The sequence below is a fragment of the Oceanobacillus sp. M60 genome (assembly GCF_053839645.1).
Genome location: NZ_JBSSNH010000003.1, coordinates 444,990 through 461,102 on the forward strand (window position 1 = coordinate 444,990; position 16,113 = coordinate 461,102).

The following is a 16,113-nucleotide window of genomic DNA, read 5'->3' on the forward strand; positions in this document are numbered from 1 at the left end:
TTAAATATGCAGACAGCTAATAATTAAGGAGGAATAGGGATGAGTCAAGTTATAACGATATATACATCAACATTTTGTCCAGTATGCAGCATGGTAAAAAGTTTTTTGGATTCTTTTGAAGCTCCTTATAAAGAAGTGAATGTGGATATGAATCCTGTTGCAATGTATCAATTAATTTCAAAAACAAAAAGGTTATCTGTACCACAGACTGTTATAAATGGAAAACGGATTTCTGGATTTAACCCAGAAAAAATAATGCAAGCCTTGTTTTATCAAAAAAAGACGTTATGCAAATAAGGTGAAAAAATAAAGTAGTGAGGTTAAACCTTCTCGTTGAGGAGAGTAATCTCAGAATTTCCTGCACGCTGCTAATCCAGTTTGTCAATTTTTATTATATTTTTGTATGTCTCTCCCCTTGCTTATTTAATATTAGGAAATAATTATAGCTTATAAAATACCCTATATGGTATTTGACAACTCTTTAATCATCAGTTATTATACCCCTATAGGTATATGAAAGAGGGATTATTATGGCAAATTATCAAGCAAAACATATTAATGACTTTTCAAAAGAAGAGTTAGAAAGGTTAGGTGAAAAAGGGCAATTATTAGATGTACGTGAAACCTCGGAGTATGAAGCAGGGCACATTCAATATGCGTACAATTTTCCTTTATCGACAATTGAAAACAAGTATCCTGAAAATGATAAAACATATTATATTCATTGCAAATCTGGCGCCAGGAGTCAAAAGGCAAGTGAATTTTTAGCAGGTAAAGGATTTGAGGTTGTCAATTTAGATGGTGGTTATACAGCTTTTGCTGAGAAGAATAGTTCTTTCGATGAGGAAAAGAAAGAATTAAAAATTCAAGATAATCGTAAGCTTGTAAATTATAGCGGCATGCAATGCCCAGGACCAATTGTCAGTTTAAATGCGGAAGTTCAAAAAATGGATGCAGGGAAGCAAATAGAAGTTAAAGTTACTGACTTTGGTTTTCATAGTGATGTAAGAAGCTGGGCTGCTCAAACGGGTCATTCCATTGTGGAATTAGAGAAAAGCAATAAGCATATTAGAGCAATTATCCAAAAAGAAGAACAAATTAATAAGGATATGGAAATAAAAGAAACTTCGAATGGCACAACAATTGTACTATTCAGTGGTGAATTGGATAAAGCACTTGCGGCATTTATCATTGCTAATGGAGCAAGAGCAGCTGGCAGAGAGGTAACGATTTTCTTCACCTTCTGGGGATTAAGTGCTCTAAAGCTTAATAATAAAGAAAAAGTGAAGAAACGGGGGATGGAAAAATTATTTGATTTATTTTTACCTCGTACTCCTGTCAACATGCCTATATCGAAAATGAACATGCTTGGTTTAGGTAACCGGATGATGCGTTTTATTATGAAGCAGAAAAATGTAGACAGTTTGCCGGCATTAATAGACAAAGCAATTGAGCAGGATATTAAACTGATTGCATGTACGATGAGTATGGATGTCATGGGAGTCAAGAAAGAAGAATTACGCTCAGAAATTGAATTTGCCGGTGTAGGTACGTATATCGGTGAAACGGAAAAAGCGAAACATAATCTATTTATTTAAAAACCAAGGAGTGAAATTATTATGTTTTTTAAACAGTTTTATGATCAGCACTTATCACAAAGTTCTTATTTAGTTGGATGCCAGCGTACAGGGGAAGCGATTGTTATTGATCCAAAAAGAGACATTCGTGAATATATTGAAGTGGCAGAAGCTGAAGGCTTAACAATTACGCATGCTGCAGAAACACATATTCATGCAGACTTTGCTTCAGGTATTCGTGATATTGCAGCAAAATTAAAGACAAGAATTTATGTATCTGGTGAAGGAGATAACACTTTAGGCTATAAAAATATGCCGGATGGTACGATATTCGTTAAGGATAATGATGAAATTCATGTTGGCAACGTTTCTCTAAAGGTTATTCATACACCCGGACATACCCCGGAGAGTGTCAGCTTCTTGCTTATAGATAAAGGAGGCGGATCTTCTGTACCAATGGGATTATTCTCAGGAGACTTTTTATTTGTTGGGGATGTTGGACGCCCAGATTTGCTGGAAAAAGCGGTACAAGTCAGCGGCTCCACAGAAATCGGTGCAAAACAGATGTATCAATCCATTCAGGAGATAACAGCTTTACCTGATTATATTCAAATCTGGCCAGGGCATGGTGCCGGAAGCCCTTGCGGAAAATCACTTGGTGCAGTTCCGATGTCGACATTAGGTTATGAAAAAATAAACAACTGGGCATTTCAAGCACTTGATGAAGCAACATTTATTACAGTATTAACAACAGACCAGCCGGAACCGCCGCATCACTTTGCTCAAATGAAAAAAATTAATCAGTATGGCAGTGACTATTTTAAACCATACATTGTATATCCTGCGGAGGACATAGCATTACAAACGTTTGATATTCGCACGCGAAGCGCCTATCACGGCGGACATCAACATGGTACTGTTAATATTCCGTTTGATAAAAACTTTATCAATCAAATCGGCTGGTATTTAGATTATGATCAGCCCATTAACCTTGCAGGTGATAACCAAACAGTCCAAGATGCTGCGCATGTCTTACAATTAATTGGTTTTGACATTGTAAAGGGATATGTAAAACCAGGAGATGAAGTTATTTCTCAGCATGTGCATAGTAAAGATATCACCGGTGAAGAGAAAAATGTGCTGGATGTCCGTAATGATAGTGAATGGAATCAAGGTCATTTAAAACAAGCTGTGCATATACCACATGGTAAATTGTTAGAAAGAGAAGTACCTTTTGATACGAATGAACCAGTATTCGTTCATTGTCAGTCAGGGGTTAGAAGCTCCATTGCAATTGGGCTGTTAGAGAAAAAAGGCTTTAGAAATATCATTAACGTAAAAGAAGGATATAAAGATATTAAGAAGGATTTATAGTAAGGAATAACAGAGAGATGTGTAATCTCCTTCTTTAAAAAATATTTCCATGGCAAAGAAAAACGTTAAAATTAAAAAAGGAAATACTCTCTAATATTCACCTGGGGAGTATTTCCCGCTTATGTTAAATAAAAAATAAATTCTTATTATAGCGTTTTAATACCCGATAAGTTAAAACATTTGGCGTACCTATAGGAGTAATGGTATCTTTGATGAAGAAAGGAGTAATTAGATGAATCATTGGGATGTGAAATTTAATACAAATGAATATGTGTACGGAAAAGAACCGAATGAATTCTTGAAAGAGATGCATAAAAATCATCCGTTTTCAGGCGAAGTTTTAGCAATTGCCGAGGGGGAAGGACGCAATGCAGTATTTTTAGCTGAAGAAGGCTTGGATGTCACTGCATGGGACTCGTCTAAAGAAGGCATCAAAAAGTTGAAAAATCTCGCCGATGAACGAAATGTGCATGTTAATACTGAAATGGTTGACTTAAATCAAGCTGACTGGACTAAAAATAAATGGGATGAAATAGTTTGTATATATGGTCACTTTGATTCAGAGCTGCGTCATAAGGTATTAGAAAATGTGAAGGAGTCTATTAAACCAGGCGGCTATTATGTCTCTGAGGTTTTTTCTATTTACCAAATACCTTATGAGAGCGGCGGTCCGAAAATAGAGGATATGCTATATGACCCTCAAGAAGTGTTAGAAGTCTTTAAAGATTGGAAAATGATTCATTTCTTTATGGGAGAAGTGGAGCGCAGTGAAGGTAATTTTCATAGTGGAACAGCTCATGTTATTCAAATCATTGCTCAAAAGCCAGTTTAAAAAGTAATACCTGCGAAATCTTGGATAAATATGAGGGATTTATAAAATTAATTAGAAAGAGGCGATGTATGGTGGAATATAATAACCAGATGAAAAATCGGATTAAACGTATAGAAGGGCAGCTTAGAGGCGTTTTGAAAATGATGGAAGAGGGTCAGGACTGCCGGGATGTTGTTTCGCAGCTGTCCGCTTCACGAACTGCCATTGATCGTACAATGGGGGTTATTGTTAGCTCAAACCTTGTTGAGTGCGTTCAAAAGGCAGTAGAAGAAGGAGAAGATACCACCGAGTTTGTTGACCAGGCAGTCAACCTATTAGTGAAGAGCCGCTAGGATAGACAAAGCAATTCAGTCTATCTTAGCAAAAATTTTTAAGTAATAATAATACATGTACGGGTATAGGGTAAACGGATGTGGTGTAAACAAATAAATTACCTTTTACCAATTATGATAAAGCATTCGCAGCTAAGGTGAAGGACTGCGAAGCACCTGAACTACCCCGAATGTATTGGAGGAAGGATAAAAAAATGATATATACAATCATAGCGATTTTTGTGCTGCTTGTTATAATACTCTATCAATTGAAACGAAAGGGAATTAAACAAATAACTACGGAGGAATTAAAGCAAAAGCTTAAAAAGAGTGATATACAGCTGATCGATGTTCGAACAAAGGGGGAATTTCAAGCAAATAAAATAAAAGAAGCGAAAAATATTCCTTTAAACGAACTGAACAGCAGATGGAATGAGCTGGTTTCAGATAGAGAAGTATTTGTAATTTGTCAAAGCGGAATGCGCAGTAGCCGTGCTGCATCATTTCTTAAGCGGAAAGGCTTTCAAGCGGTTGTGAATGTACAAGGTGGAATGAGCTCATGGAAGCATTCACAGTGATTGCGGATTCCGGTTATAAATTATTATCATTTCAAGAGTAAGTTTTTCACGGGTCTTTATCACTATATGTATACCCCGCGGAGGAAGCAGAAATGGAGAAGGATGTTATGAAAAGTATACAAGTAAACGAATTAGCGAAAAAAATAAGACAGTGCCAACATATAAACATAATTGATGTTAGAGAAGAGATTGAGGTAGCAGCGGGGAAAATCCCTGAAGCGAAACACATTCCCTTAGGGGAGTTAGCAGATTCATTAGAAAAGCTGGACAAGAATGAACATTATTACTTGGTTTGCCATTCCGGAGGCAGAAGTTCCACCGCATGTGATTTTTTAACTGAACAGGGTTACGATGTAATAAATATCACTGGCGGCATGATGGCTTGGCAGGGTGAAATAGAATAACGGAAGGTGTGATAGCAATGAGGAAGAAAATATTAATTGTTGGAGGAGTTGCTGGCGGAGCATCCGTTGCTGCCAGAGTAAGAAGATTAGATGAACATGCCGAAATTATTATGCTTGAAAAAGGTCCGCATGTATCTTTCTCGAATTGCTCCTTACCTTATCATTTAAGTGGAATTGTAGAAGATAGTCAAGATCTTGTTTTAATGAATCCAGATATATTTAAAAACCGATATAATATTGAAGCAAGAGTAAATCAAGAGGTTATGAAAATTAATCGTGATAAAAAAACAATTACTATTAAAGATCTGATTGCGGATAGAACTTACGAAGAACCGTATGATTCTTTAGTTCTTTCACCTGGAGCGAAACCAATTCGGCCAAATTTGGATGGCATCGATCATCCCAACGTGTTCACAGTTCGTAATGTGGTTGATATTGAAAATATGAATGACTTCATAAAGCAAGAAGATATAAAAAATATTGCAGTGATTGGCGGGGGATTTATTGGTGTGGAGGTTGCTGAGAATCTAAAGCTGGCAGGCTATCATATATCTTTAGTAGAGTTTGCCAGTCAAGTAATGCCTCCATTTGATTACGATATGGTCCAGATTCTCCATAAAGAAATGGTTGACCAAGGAGTCAATCTTATTTTAGATGACGGCTTAGCAAAAATAGATGCTGGTTTTGTAGAGACCAATTCTGGAAGAAGGATAAAAGCAGAGGCAGTTGTTTTAGCGATTGGTGTCAGACCAGAAACGCGCTTAGCGGAAGAAGCAGGTCTTTAAATCGGTGAAACAGGCGCCATCAAAGTGGATACGAATTACGTTACAAGTGATCCAAATATTTATGCAGTCGGAGATGCCATAGAAGTATACCATCGATTATTACACAAACCGGCCAGGTTAGCACTGGCGGGACCTGCCCAGAAGCAGGCCAGAGCAGCTGCAGATTATATGTATGGAATTCGAAGCAGGAATCAAGGGGTTATTGGCTCTTCCTCTATTCATCTTTTTGATTTAAATGCAGCTTCCACTGGTTTAAATGTCAGAACAGCGGAACAAGCCGGTATATCATCTGATTCTGTCTATGTGATGCCTGGAGATAAAGTAGGTTTGATGCCAAATAGTAATCCAATGCATTTTAAATTAGTATATGAATACCCGCCAGGGCGGATTTTAGGTGCACAAGCGATTGGAAAAGGTAATGTCGATAAACGGATCGATGTCATTGCAACGATAATCACGATGAATGGGACTTTAGATGATTTAAAAGAACTTGAATTAACGTATTCTCCAATGCTGGGAACGGCAAAAGATGTTGTTAATCATGCAGCGCTTGTAGCATTAAATCAATTAGAAGGCCGATATAAAGAAGTAAAGGTTTCCTGTGTACGTGAGTTAGTGGAGAATCATGCTTTTATCATTGATGCCCGTGAAAAAGGAGAGTACAATGCTGGTCATCTAAAACATGCAATAAATATTCCCTTAAGTGAATTTAGAGACAGATTAACAGAAATTCCGAAAGATGAACCTGTATATATACATTGCCGGTCAGGTCAACGAAGCTACAACATGGTAATGGCTCTAAATAACTTAGGTTATGAGAAAGTATATAATATTTCTGGGTCCTATTTAGGCATTAATCTGTATGAATACTTTAATGATTTGTCTATGAATAGAGAGAAGATTGTAACAGCGTATAATTTTAAGTAAAGATAGTTATATTATCATTAGGTATGGAAAGAAAACGCACTTTTTTCTGCTGAAAAAAGTGCGTTTTCCTATTACTATAGATGATTTGGTTTTCATGTAATAACTTGTACAATAAAGCTAAATATATACCATTTTTATCAATTAGATTTTGAGAATAAAAAGAGAATGGATTTAATTTATCACCTATTGAATCAAGAATATTCATAATAAGAATGTTTTCTCATTTTTAATAAAATATTACGTTTCAAAGTAAAATACATGTATTTTACTCAATGAATTAAATTTCCGATGCTAAAGATACTTTTCCTAAAAAGCAGGAAGTTAGATTTGTTATTCGCATAATAATAAGTAAGTAATGCGTTTTTTGGGAGTTGTCATAGCCGCTTTGAAATAATTCACTCTGGCTATTATTAATAAAAAGAATAGAAAATAATATTTTACATATACTACCTGTTGATTAAAATAGATGGACTTTTATTTGTTTGCATACTATATAAGGGTATTTAGAAGCGGATTAGGTTGAATAATCAATAATCCTTGAAACAAGAAAGGAGAATAGATATGGGTAAGACAGCTGAACAAATGGCTCCGATCGAACAGAAGAAAATGTGTTGCGCTGAAGATGGAGAAGATACCAGCACGCATATGACAGATGAGCTTCAGCGAAATTTAATGAATCGCATGAACCGGATTGAAGGGCAGGTCAAAGGTGTTAAACGAATGATTGACCGGAATGTATATTGTGATGATATTTTAACGCAAGTGTCGGCGGTGCAATCTGCATTGCATTCTGTTTCAAGGCTGCTTCTGGAAAGCCATATAAACACATGTGTAATGGATAGGTTAGAGATTAAGGACCCAGAAATTGTTGCAGAGTTTATGACAACTATCTCAAAAATAATGAAGTAAAAATTTTTAACTTGACAATACCTATCTAGGGTATGGTAATATGAAGGTGAATTAAAAATTAGGAGGTAATTTACATGGAAAATAAAACGCTAAATGTTCAAGGAATGTCTTGTGGCCATTGCGTCAACTCAATTGAGGGCAACGTAGGAGAATTGGATGGAGTTGAATCTGTCAAAGTACATTTAGAAGATGGAAAAGTAGACGTAACCTACCATGCTGATAAAGTAAATTTAAAAGAAATTACAGAAGTAATTGAAGAACAAGGCTATGATGTCGCTTAAATAAGAAGGGGATAATCGTGCTTTCAGCAGCACGATTTCCTTTTTGAATTTTTAATACCCCCAAAGGGTATAAGAGAGGTGGAGAAAATGGGAGCACAAAAGGAAGTAAACTTACAAATTCAAGGCATGACCTGTGCAGCATGTGCCAATAGAATTGAAAAAGGGCTCAACAAAATAGAAGGCGTGGAAAATGCAAATGTCAACTTTGCAATTGAAAAAACAAAGGTTGTTTATGATCCTGATAAAACAAATGTGCAGGATTTTGAAGATAAAATTGAAAAATTAGGCTATCATGTTGCGCATGATAAGCAAACATTTGATATATCGGGTATGACCTGTGCAGCGTGCGCCAATAAAATTGAAAAACGATTAAATAAAATGGAAGGTGTTTCTAACGCTTCTGTCAACTTTGCTTTAGAAAACGTAGCAGTAGATTATGACCAAGGCCAAGTTACTGCAGGCGATATGATGGAAGCTGTAAAAAAATTAGGCTACAGCTTAAAAGTGCAATCATCTAAAGAAGAAACAGCAAATAATAAAGGAGAAGAAATTCGACATCAGACAGGGAAATTTATTTTTTCAGCCATTTTAACCCTTCCATTATTATGGACGATGGTGACACACTTTGAGTTTACGTCGTTCATCTATTCACCGGATATGCTGATGAACCCGTGGGTACAGCTGGCATTAGCGGCGCCCGTCCAATTTATTGTCGGTGCACAATTTTATAAATCCGCATATAAAGCATTGAAAAATGGCAGTGCGAATATGGATGTCCTTGTTGCATTAGGAACAACGGTTGCTTTTGTTTATAGTATTTTCCTCGGCTACGAGTGGCAGGTACAAGGGCAGGCGGGTATGCCAGAGCTTTATTTTGAAGCAGCGGCAGTTATTATCACATTAATCCTGCTTGGAAAACTATTTGAAGTTCGTGCCAAAGGAAGAACTGGTCAGGCAATACAAAAGTTGCTTGGGATGCAGGCAAAAACTGCCCGCGTCATCAGAAACGGAGAAGAACAAGAAATTGCAATTGAAGAAGTAATCGTTGGTGATATGGTTATGGTACGTCCTGGTGAAAAAATCCCTGTGGATGGTCAAATCGTAAAAGGGGAATCAGCAGTTGATGAATCGATGATTACTGGGGAAAGTATTCCTGTTGATAAGAAGACAGGAGATGTAGCTATTGGTTCAACCATTAATAAAAATGGCTTGCTGACGATGGAAGCTACCAAGGTTGGTAAGGATACAGCCCTGTCTCAAATTGTAAAGGTAGTTGAGGAAGCACAAGGAAGTAAAGCCGACATTCAGCGTGTTGCTGACAAAGTGTCTGGCGTATTTGTTCCAATCGTTGTGGGAATAGCACTTGTGACGGGACTTGTATGGTATTTCTTTGTTGCACCTGGCGATTTACGCTCTGCTTTAGTCCCTGCGATTACGGTATTGGTCATCGCCTGCCCATGTGCGCTTGGTCTGGCTACTCCGACATCTGTGATGGCCGGTTCAGGCAGAGCAGCAGAGCTGGGAGTTTTGTTTAAAGGCGGAGAGTATTTAGAAAATACACGTAACCTGAACACAATTGTTTTAGATAAAACAGGAACAGTAACCAAAGGAGAACCTGAATTAACAGATGTTCTGCCTGAGCAAGGATTTACAGAAGAAGAAGTGCTCGCTTTCGTCGCTTCTGCTGAAAATAATTCTGAACATCCATTGGCAGAAGCAATTGTAAAAGGTGCAAAAGCAAAAGGCGTTCAGATTCAAGAAACCGATTCTTTTGAAGCGATACCGGGATACGGTATTCAAGCATCTATAGATGGGAAAATGATTTTTGTCGGTACAAGAAAGCTAATGAAGCGAGAGAATATTGATGTCTCTTCTGTAGAAGATAATATGGCAGACCTTGAATCAGATGGAAAAACAGCGATGTTAATTGGTTTGGAAAATCAATTAGCAGGTGTTATCGCGGTGGCTGATACTGTAAAAGAGACTTCTAAAACGGCTATCCAAAGAATGCACGAGCAAGGATTAGAAGTCATTATGCTGACTGGAGATAATCAGCGGACAGCTGATGCAATTGGAAAACAGGTAGGAATAGATCGTGTTATCGCAGAAGTCGTTCCCGAGCAAAAAGCAGATGAGGTTAGAAAACTTCAGCAGGAAGGCAAAAAAGTAGCCATGGTTGGTGACGGTGTCAATGACGCCCCAGCGTTAGCTGTAGCAGATATCGGTATGGCGATTGGTACAGGAACAGATGTAGCGATTGAAGCAGCGGATATTACGCTGATGCGCGGCGATTTAAATAGCGTAGCAGACAGTGTACAAATTAGCGCAAAAACAATGCGTAATATCAAACAGAACCTGTTCTTTGCCTTTTTCTATAACTCAGCTTCCATTCCAGTCGCAGCAATTGGACTGCTCGCTCCATGGGTTGCCGGAGCAGCGATGGCATTCAGTTCAGTATCCGTTGTACTAAATGCTTTACGATTACAACGCTTGAAGTTAAAAGGAGGCCAATAATATGTCCATTAAGAAGTGGGTTTCCTTAGGGATTATCTATGTAGTGGCTGTTTTCGCAGCGTTTGCGATTATTACTGGGCAAAACCCGCTGGCAAGCGGAGAAATGGGACACGATGAACACGCAGATGAGCATGAGCATGAAGGGATGGATCATTCAGCTGAAGAAATGTCCAGTTCTGGAGACATCCCTGCAGGTCTTCAAGAAGCAAAGGAACCGACATTTGAAATCGGCAGTGAGGCAATCATAAGTGCCGATCATATGCCAGGAATGGATGGTGCTGTTGCGGAAGTCTCCGGTGCATTTGATACAACGGTTTACACCGTATCTTATACGACAGAAGATGGAAAGAAGATCGAGAATCATAAGTGGGTCATCCATGAAGAGTTGGAAAATCCAGATGCTGCCCCATTAGATCCTGGTACGGAGGTTGTATTGAATGCCGATCATATGGAAGGAATGGACGGTGCTCATGTGGAAATCGATTCGGCAGATGAAATCACTGTCTATATGGTTGATTTTGAAACCACAGATACTGGAGAAGAAGTTCAATACCATAAATGGGTAACAGAGGAAGAGTTATCACCGGCAAATTAAGAGGTAACCTCTTTTTATAAAGTTCTCCTCATAAAATCTGTCGAGACCAATGAAAACACAGTATATCATCATATGAAAAAATCAAAGGAGGAAGTAAATATGGATCATAGTCATCACCATCACCACCATAATCATTCAGGTGAATCAGAGGTAAAAGTAGATGTAACGTATAAGGACGGAAAAATATCTATCGCCTTAGAGGATAATGCCGGAAAAGCGCCGGAACTGGCTTTAGCACATGAAAAAGAAATGCATTTTATTATGGTATCGAATGATTTAGAGCAGTATTATCATTTGCATCCGGAAAAAGAGCAGGAAGGCCATTATACCATTAACCAGCCTTTAAAGGATGGTACGTACAAAGCCTTTGTTGATATTACACCAAAGGAAAAAGCATATCAGGTAGCTCCAAGTCCTGTGCAAGTAGGAACGGAGGAAACAGGAAAAGCTGCCTTAAACCCTGATGATGATTGGACAAAAGAAGTAGATGGTAAAACCGTTACGTTAGATGACGTCAAAGCAGAGACCGGAAAAGCAGTACCCTTAGATTTTAATATGCATGGAGAAACTCCTGAACCGCATTTAGGTGCTTTAGGGCATGTAGTCATTGTAGATGAAGCAGCAGAACAATATATCCATGTTCATCCAGATTCTGACGACACAACCACATTCCATGCTCATTTTCCAAAGCAGGGAATGTATAAAATTTGGGCAGAATTTGAATTCGGTAATAAGGTACACACTTATTCATTCAATATTGAAGTAAGTAAATAATTAATGTCATCATATTTGGAGGAGGTAATTTTGCAAATGACTGCATATCATTTGGAGATTTATACTAGACCAACTTGCTCAGATTGCCAGGATTTGAAAAACTTTTTGGAAGAACATCAAATCCCGCATAAACAATATGACTTAGCGAAACAGCCCGAAAAAGAGAAGGAATTAAAAAAGATAACAGGAAATAGAATCGTTCCCGGTATTGTTTTTTCTCGATCGTCTATGCTGGGTTTAAGGAAAAAAGCGAAAAGCATGACCGGGTTTGAGCAAAATAAAGAAGAAATCAAAAAGCTGTTAGAAGTCAGCTAAGAGAAAGAAATGGATTCCGTAAAGAGATTTTATTTCTTTATGGAGTCCATTTCTTTTCTGTCATTAAAAATACCTTACCAATGTATTGTATAAAAATGATGAAAAAGTATAAAGAGGGGGGAGTTTATATGGAGAGTGATGGAAAAAAGATTAAAATCGCCGTCAATGGAGGTATCGGATTCGGATCAAAATTAAATGCCAACCAGCTGCTGACCATCTCTAAATATATGGATGAAAATGAAGAGCTGGAATTAACCACTTTTCAACAGCTTTATATCGAAATACCGGAAAGTGATAAAGAAGAAATTATAAAGGAATTTGAAAGTGCCGGATTGGCTTGTTATCCAGTGGGAAATTACGTTAAGAGCTTGAGAACCTGCAATTTCTGTAAAGGGGAAGAAAGAGAAGGGATGCCTGTAGCAAAAGAACTTAATAAACGATTTGCCGGCAAACAGGTTCCTTTCACATTAAAAATGGCTTATACAGGCTGTCCGATTGGCTGTGGAGAACCAATGGTCAGCGATATAGGCGTTATGAAATTCAAGGATCAGTACAATTTATATGTAGGTGGAAAGGGCAAGGGCTTTGATGCAGAAGTGGGGATGCTTCTGAAAGAGGACCTGGAGCCGGAAGAGCTATACGAAATTGTAGAGAGAATTATTGAAAATTATTCACAGCTTGGCAAGAAAAGAGAGCCTTTCTTTAAATTCTGGAGAAGAATCGGGAAAGATCAATTGATAAATATATAAATAGCATCTTTATGATGATTAGGTACATGCACTATTGGAGGTAATACAACGATGTCTACACATACAAATACCATCTCACAACTAGATCCTAAACGGTGGAAAGCACTGTTTCTCTTATGTTTTGCGAACTTCCTTGTAATCATGGATGCGTCTATTATCCAAATTGCTTTACCGTCCATTCAGAAAACACTCGGTTATACGCAAGAAAGCTTACAATGGGTAATGAGTGCATTTCTGCTCATATTTGGAGGCTTCCTGTTATTAGGAGGTAAATTAGCCGATCTATATGGCAATCGCCGTATTTTTAGCTTGGGTGTTCTAATTTTGGCAGTTTCATCTTTATTTGCTGGTTTAGCCTGGAGCGAGCTAAGTCTAAATATATTCCGTGGAATTCAAGGCTTGGGTTCCGCTTTAATTGCCCCTTCAGCTCTATCTATGGTTATGCGGCTATTTAGTTTCAGCTCGGCTGAAAAAGCAAAAGCACTTGCTTTTTGGGGCTTATCGGGGGCAGCAGGCGGGGCATTCGGAATTGTATTTGGCGGACTTTTAACTGGGACACTCGGCTGGCGCTGGACATTGTTCATCTATGTACCATTGAGCATTATCGTTTTGATTTTCAGTCCTAAACTATTACAAAAATCTGGTCAACGATTGAAAGGACGTATTGATTATGTCGGAGCTGTTCTAGTCACAGCATCTCTGATGTTGCTTGTTTATGGCATTGTATCAGCGGAACACAGCGGCTGGACATCAAGCAATGTTATGATTTCGCTTATTGCAGGTGTTGTTCTGTTTCTGATTTTCCTTCTTGTAGAATCCAAGATGAAAGAAGCGCTACTACCACTTAATATATTTAAAACACCTGACTTAGGTATTGGTAATATCGGTGTCTTTTTAACACAGGCAGCATGGTTCCCGTTAATATATATGTTGATTCTTTATCTGCAGCAAGTGTTACAGTACTCTCCGACAGCCGGCGCAATGGCAGTATTGCCTGTGCCATTATTTATGGCATTCTTCATGATCGTCGTAGCTGAAAAGGTATTGGCTAAGTTAGGTATAAAAATGACGATGGCTACAGGTTTTGTGATTCTCGGATTGGGTAATATTTTATTTTCACAATTTGCAACAGTGGATGGCACTTACTTTATAAGTGTATTAATCCCTTCATTTGTTGCAGCGCTTGGAAATGCACTTGCTTATTTAGCTTCTACAACAGCGTCTGTATCAGAAGTAGAGCCCAAAAAATCAGGGCTTGCTTCCGGTTTATACAATACGAACTTCCAAATCGGCTCTGCCATTGGTCTATCAATTATGGTTGCGATTGCCGGTGCAGCAACCAGAGCGAGTGACGTTGCTGATTCAGTCGTTGCTCTGAATGAAGGTTTCCAGCAAGGCTTCTTCTGGGCAGGTATGTTTGCTTTCGTTGGAGCTGTGTTGGCGTTGTTGTTTATTCAATCCAAAAAATAATGGTGAACACAAAAAGATTCCATCTATCATATTTTGATAGATGGAATCTTTTTTTACAATGTTGATCCTAAATGTTCTCTGTATAACTTGTACACTTATTTAGCGCGGGATTTATAATTGTAATCACTATATCGAGCCACTTTATATTTTTTATTTGCGATTTTAGAGTGTCTAATTTTATCTTCATTTCTTAACTCTTTCAGCACTGCCCAGCAAATAAAAACAGTAATAATGGTAAATGGGGTGGCTATGACGATAGCTATTGTTCTGACTGCTTCCAGTCCGCCGGCTAATAGGAAAACGACAGCAGACCCTGCAGTGATTAGTCCCCATGTTATTTTAAGATTTCTTGACGGATTTGGTTTACCATTGCTGCTCAGCATCCCTAATACAAATGTAGCGGAATCTGCTGAGGTGATAAAGAAAATAAAAATTAGCAAGAGAGCCAATATGCTTAAAAAGTTGCCCAGTGGGAATTCACTTAGAAAAGCAAACAAAGCTCCGTCTACATTTGCGTTTATCGTTTCCGCTAATTGGCTGTTGCCTAAATCATGAATTAAATGAATAGCACTGCCTCCGAGAACTGAAAACCAGATAAAGGATATCAAGGAGGGTACTAATAATACGCCCAAAACAAATTCCTTAATGGTTCTTCCCTTCGAAATTCTGGCCACAAATGAGCCTACAAAAGGAGACCATGTGGTCCACCAGGCCCAGTAGAACACCGTCCATGTGCCTATCCAATTGCTTCCTTCACTATTAAAAGGTTCCATCCGAAGACTCGTAGGCAGTATACTTCCTACATAACTTCCTGTAGTGGAGATCAGTATTTCAAAGATTTGTCTGGTAGGCCCTAGGATAAGTATGATAGACACAACAAAAGCTAAAAGTACTATGTTGAAGTAAGATAAATATTTCAATCCCCGATTTAATCCTGACCACGAGGAAATAATAAATAACAAAGTAGCAAATCCGATGATAAGCATTTGAATAGGGAATGTAATGGGCACTCCCCATTGAGCATTCATTCCATTGTTAATTTGTAAAGTACTTAATCCAAATGTACTAGCTACACCAACTGCAGTGATAAATACAGAAACAATATCAATTATTTTGCCAGGAGTTTCATAAATCCGATTCCCCAACAACGGATAAAAAATAGAACTTATGGAAGGTGGAAGCCCTTTTCGAAAATGAAAATAAGCTAAACCTAAAGCTACAGTTCCGAATAATGCCCAAGGGTGCATCCCCCAATGAAAAAAGGTGGCTTTCATTGCTTCGGTGGCAGCTTCTGCTGTTGCACCTTCTCCAGTTGGAGGTGTTATATAATGTGAAACTGGTTCAGCAACTGCCCAAAACACCAAACCAACCCCCATGCCTGCACTGAACAGCATGGAAATCCATGACAACGTACTATAAGCAGGCTTATCAGTGTCTTTTCCTAACCGTGTCTTTCCATATTTCGAAAACATTAGAAAAAGACAAAACCCTACAAATATAGTGCCTACAAGTAAATAAAACCAGTTGAAATAAGTGACTGTAAAATTCAAAAATACAGATGCTTTCTGCCCTAGCCAATCATTAAAAGCAACCCCGATGATTACAAACAAAATACTTAATATTAAAGATATACTAAGAACGCTATTTTCCTTAAACAAAAAATCTCCTCCCAGTTTCAATACTCCCTAAAGTAATCCGACAAATTATCCCAGCTCGTC

At 38.1% G+C, this 16,113-nt stretch carries 16 protein-coding genes and 1 pseudogene; 16 read left to right on the forward strand and 1 reads right to left on the reverse strand.

Annotation, left to right across the window (positions count from 1 at the left end; genetic code table 11):
- Positions 1-39: 39 nt before the first annotated feature.
- From ACW0TQ_RS10075 to ACW0TQ_RS10150, 16 genes and pseudogenes are all read left to right on the forward strand, one after another.
- Positions 40-297, forward strand: coding sequence for a glutaredoxin family protein (locus ACW0TQ_RS10075; protein WP_042533222.1), 258 nt, complete (start codon positions 40-42; stop codon positions 295-297).
- Between the two features lie 233 nt (positions 298-530).
- Positions 531-1,598 carry a DsrE/DsrF/DrsH-like family protein gene (locus tag ACW0TQ_RS10080; protein WP_455725624.1) on the forward strand — a complete coding sequence of 356 codons (1,068 nt, stop codon included), beginning with the start codon at positions 531-533 and terminating at the stop codon, positions 1,596-1,598.
- Between the two features lie 21 nt (positions 1,599-1,619).
- Positions 1,620-2,951: a persulfide dioxygenase-sulfurtransferase CstB gene (gene cstB / locus ACW0TQ_RS10085; protein ID WP_455725625.1), complete on the forward strand. Its 1,332-nt coding sequence runs from the start codon at positions 1,620-1,622 to the stop codon at positions 2,949-2,951.
- 232 nt (positions 2,952-3,183) lie between these two features.
- Positions 3,184-3,783: a class I SAM-dependent methyltransferase gene (locus tag ACW0TQ_RS10090; protein ID WP_042533228.1), complete on the forward strand. Its 600-nt coding sequence runs from the start codon at positions 3,184-3,186 to the stop codon at positions 3,781-3,783.
- 71 nt (positions 3,784-3,854) lie between these two features.
- Positions 3,855-4,115, forward strand: coding sequence for a metal-sensitive transcriptional regulator (locus tag ACW0TQ_RS10095; protein WP_042536145.1), 261 nt, complete (start codon positions 3,855-3,857; stop codon positions 4,113-4,115).
- A 194-nt stretch (positions 4,116-4,309) separates the two neighbouring features.
- Positions 4,310-4,672, forward strand: coding sequence for a rhodanese-like domain-containing protein (locus tag ACW0TQ_RS10100; RefSeq protein ID WP_455725626.1), 363 nt, complete (start codon positions 4,310-4,312; stop codon positions 4,670-4,672).
- 92 nt (positions 4,673-4,764) lie between these two features.
- A complete protein-coding gene (locus ACW0TQ_RS10105; RefSeq protein ID WP_332094151.1) occupies positions 4,765-5,076 on the forward strand; it encodes a rhodanese-like domain-containing protein in 312 nt (103 codons plus the stop codon).
- A 17-nt stretch (positions 5,077-5,093) separates the two neighbouring features.
- A pseudogene (locus tag ACW0TQ_RS10110) lies at positions 5,094-6,788 on the forward strand (FAD-dependent oxidoreductase).
- A 561-nt stretch (positions 6,789-7,349) separates the two neighbouring features.
- Positions 7,350-7,697 (forward strand): metal-sensing transcriptional repressor, encoded by a 348-nt coding sequence (locus ACW0TQ_RS10115; RefSeq protein ID WP_289585318.1) that lies wholly within the window; start codon positions 7,350-7,352, stop codon positions 7,695-7,697.
- A gap of 74 nt (positions 7,698-7,771) precedes the next feature.
- Positions 7,772-7,978, forward strand: coding sequence for a copper chaperone CopZ (copZ, locus tag ACW0TQ_RS10120; RefSeq protein WP_042533234.1), 207 nt, complete (start codon positions 7,772-7,774; stop codon positions 7,976-7,978).
- Positions 7,979-8,065: 87 nt separating this feature from the next.
- Positions 8,066-10,492: a heavy metal translocating P-type ATPase gene (locus ACW0TQ_RS10125; protein ID WP_455725627.1), complete on the forward strand. Its 2,427-nt coding sequence runs from the start codon at positions 8,066-8,068 to the stop codon at positions 10,490-10,492.
- Positions 10,493-10,499: 7 nt separating this feature from the next.
- On the forward strand, positions 10,500-11,087 hold the full coding sequence (locus tag ACW0TQ_RS10130) for a YdhK family protein (protein ID WP_455725652.1): 588 nt from the start codon (positions 10,500-10,502) through the stop codon (positions 11,085-11,087).
- Between the two features lie 99 nt (positions 11,088-11,186).
- Positions 11,187-11,861, forward strand: a complete 675-nt coding sequence (locus tag ACW0TQ_RS10135; RefSeq protein ID WP_042533240.1) for a hypothetical protein — start codon at positions 11,187-11,189, stop codon at positions 11,859-11,861.
- Between the two features lie 36 nt (positions 11,862-11,897).
- Positions 11,898-12,176 (forward strand): glutaredoxin family protein, encoded by a 279-nt coding sequence (locus tag ACW0TQ_RS10140; protein WP_042533242.1) that lies wholly within the window; start codon positions 11,898-11,900, stop codon positions 12,174-12,176.
- Positions 12,177-12,304: 128 nt separating this feature from the next.
- Positions 12,305-12,925: a nitrite reductase gene (locus tag ACW0TQ_RS10145; RefSeq protein ID WP_042533244.1), complete on the forward strand. Its 621-nt coding sequence runs from the start codon at positions 12,305-12,307 to the stop codon at positions 12,923-12,925.
- A gap of 51 nt (positions 12,926-12,976) precedes the next feature.
- Entirely contained in the window at positions 12,977-14,395 is a 1,419-nt protein-coding gene (locus ACW0TQ_RS10150) for an MFS transporter (protein ID WP_455725628.1), read from the forward strand.
- Positions 14,396-14,490: 95 nt separating this feature from the next.
- Here ACW0TQ_RS10150 and ACW0TQ_RS10155 read toward each other — a convergent pair whose 3' ends face one another.
- Entirely contained in the window at positions 14,491-16,053 is a 1,563-nt protein-coding gene (locus ACW0TQ_RS10155; protein ID WP_193063826.1) for a BCCT family transporter, read from the reverse strand.
- Positions 16,054-16,113 lie beyond the last annotated feature (60 nt).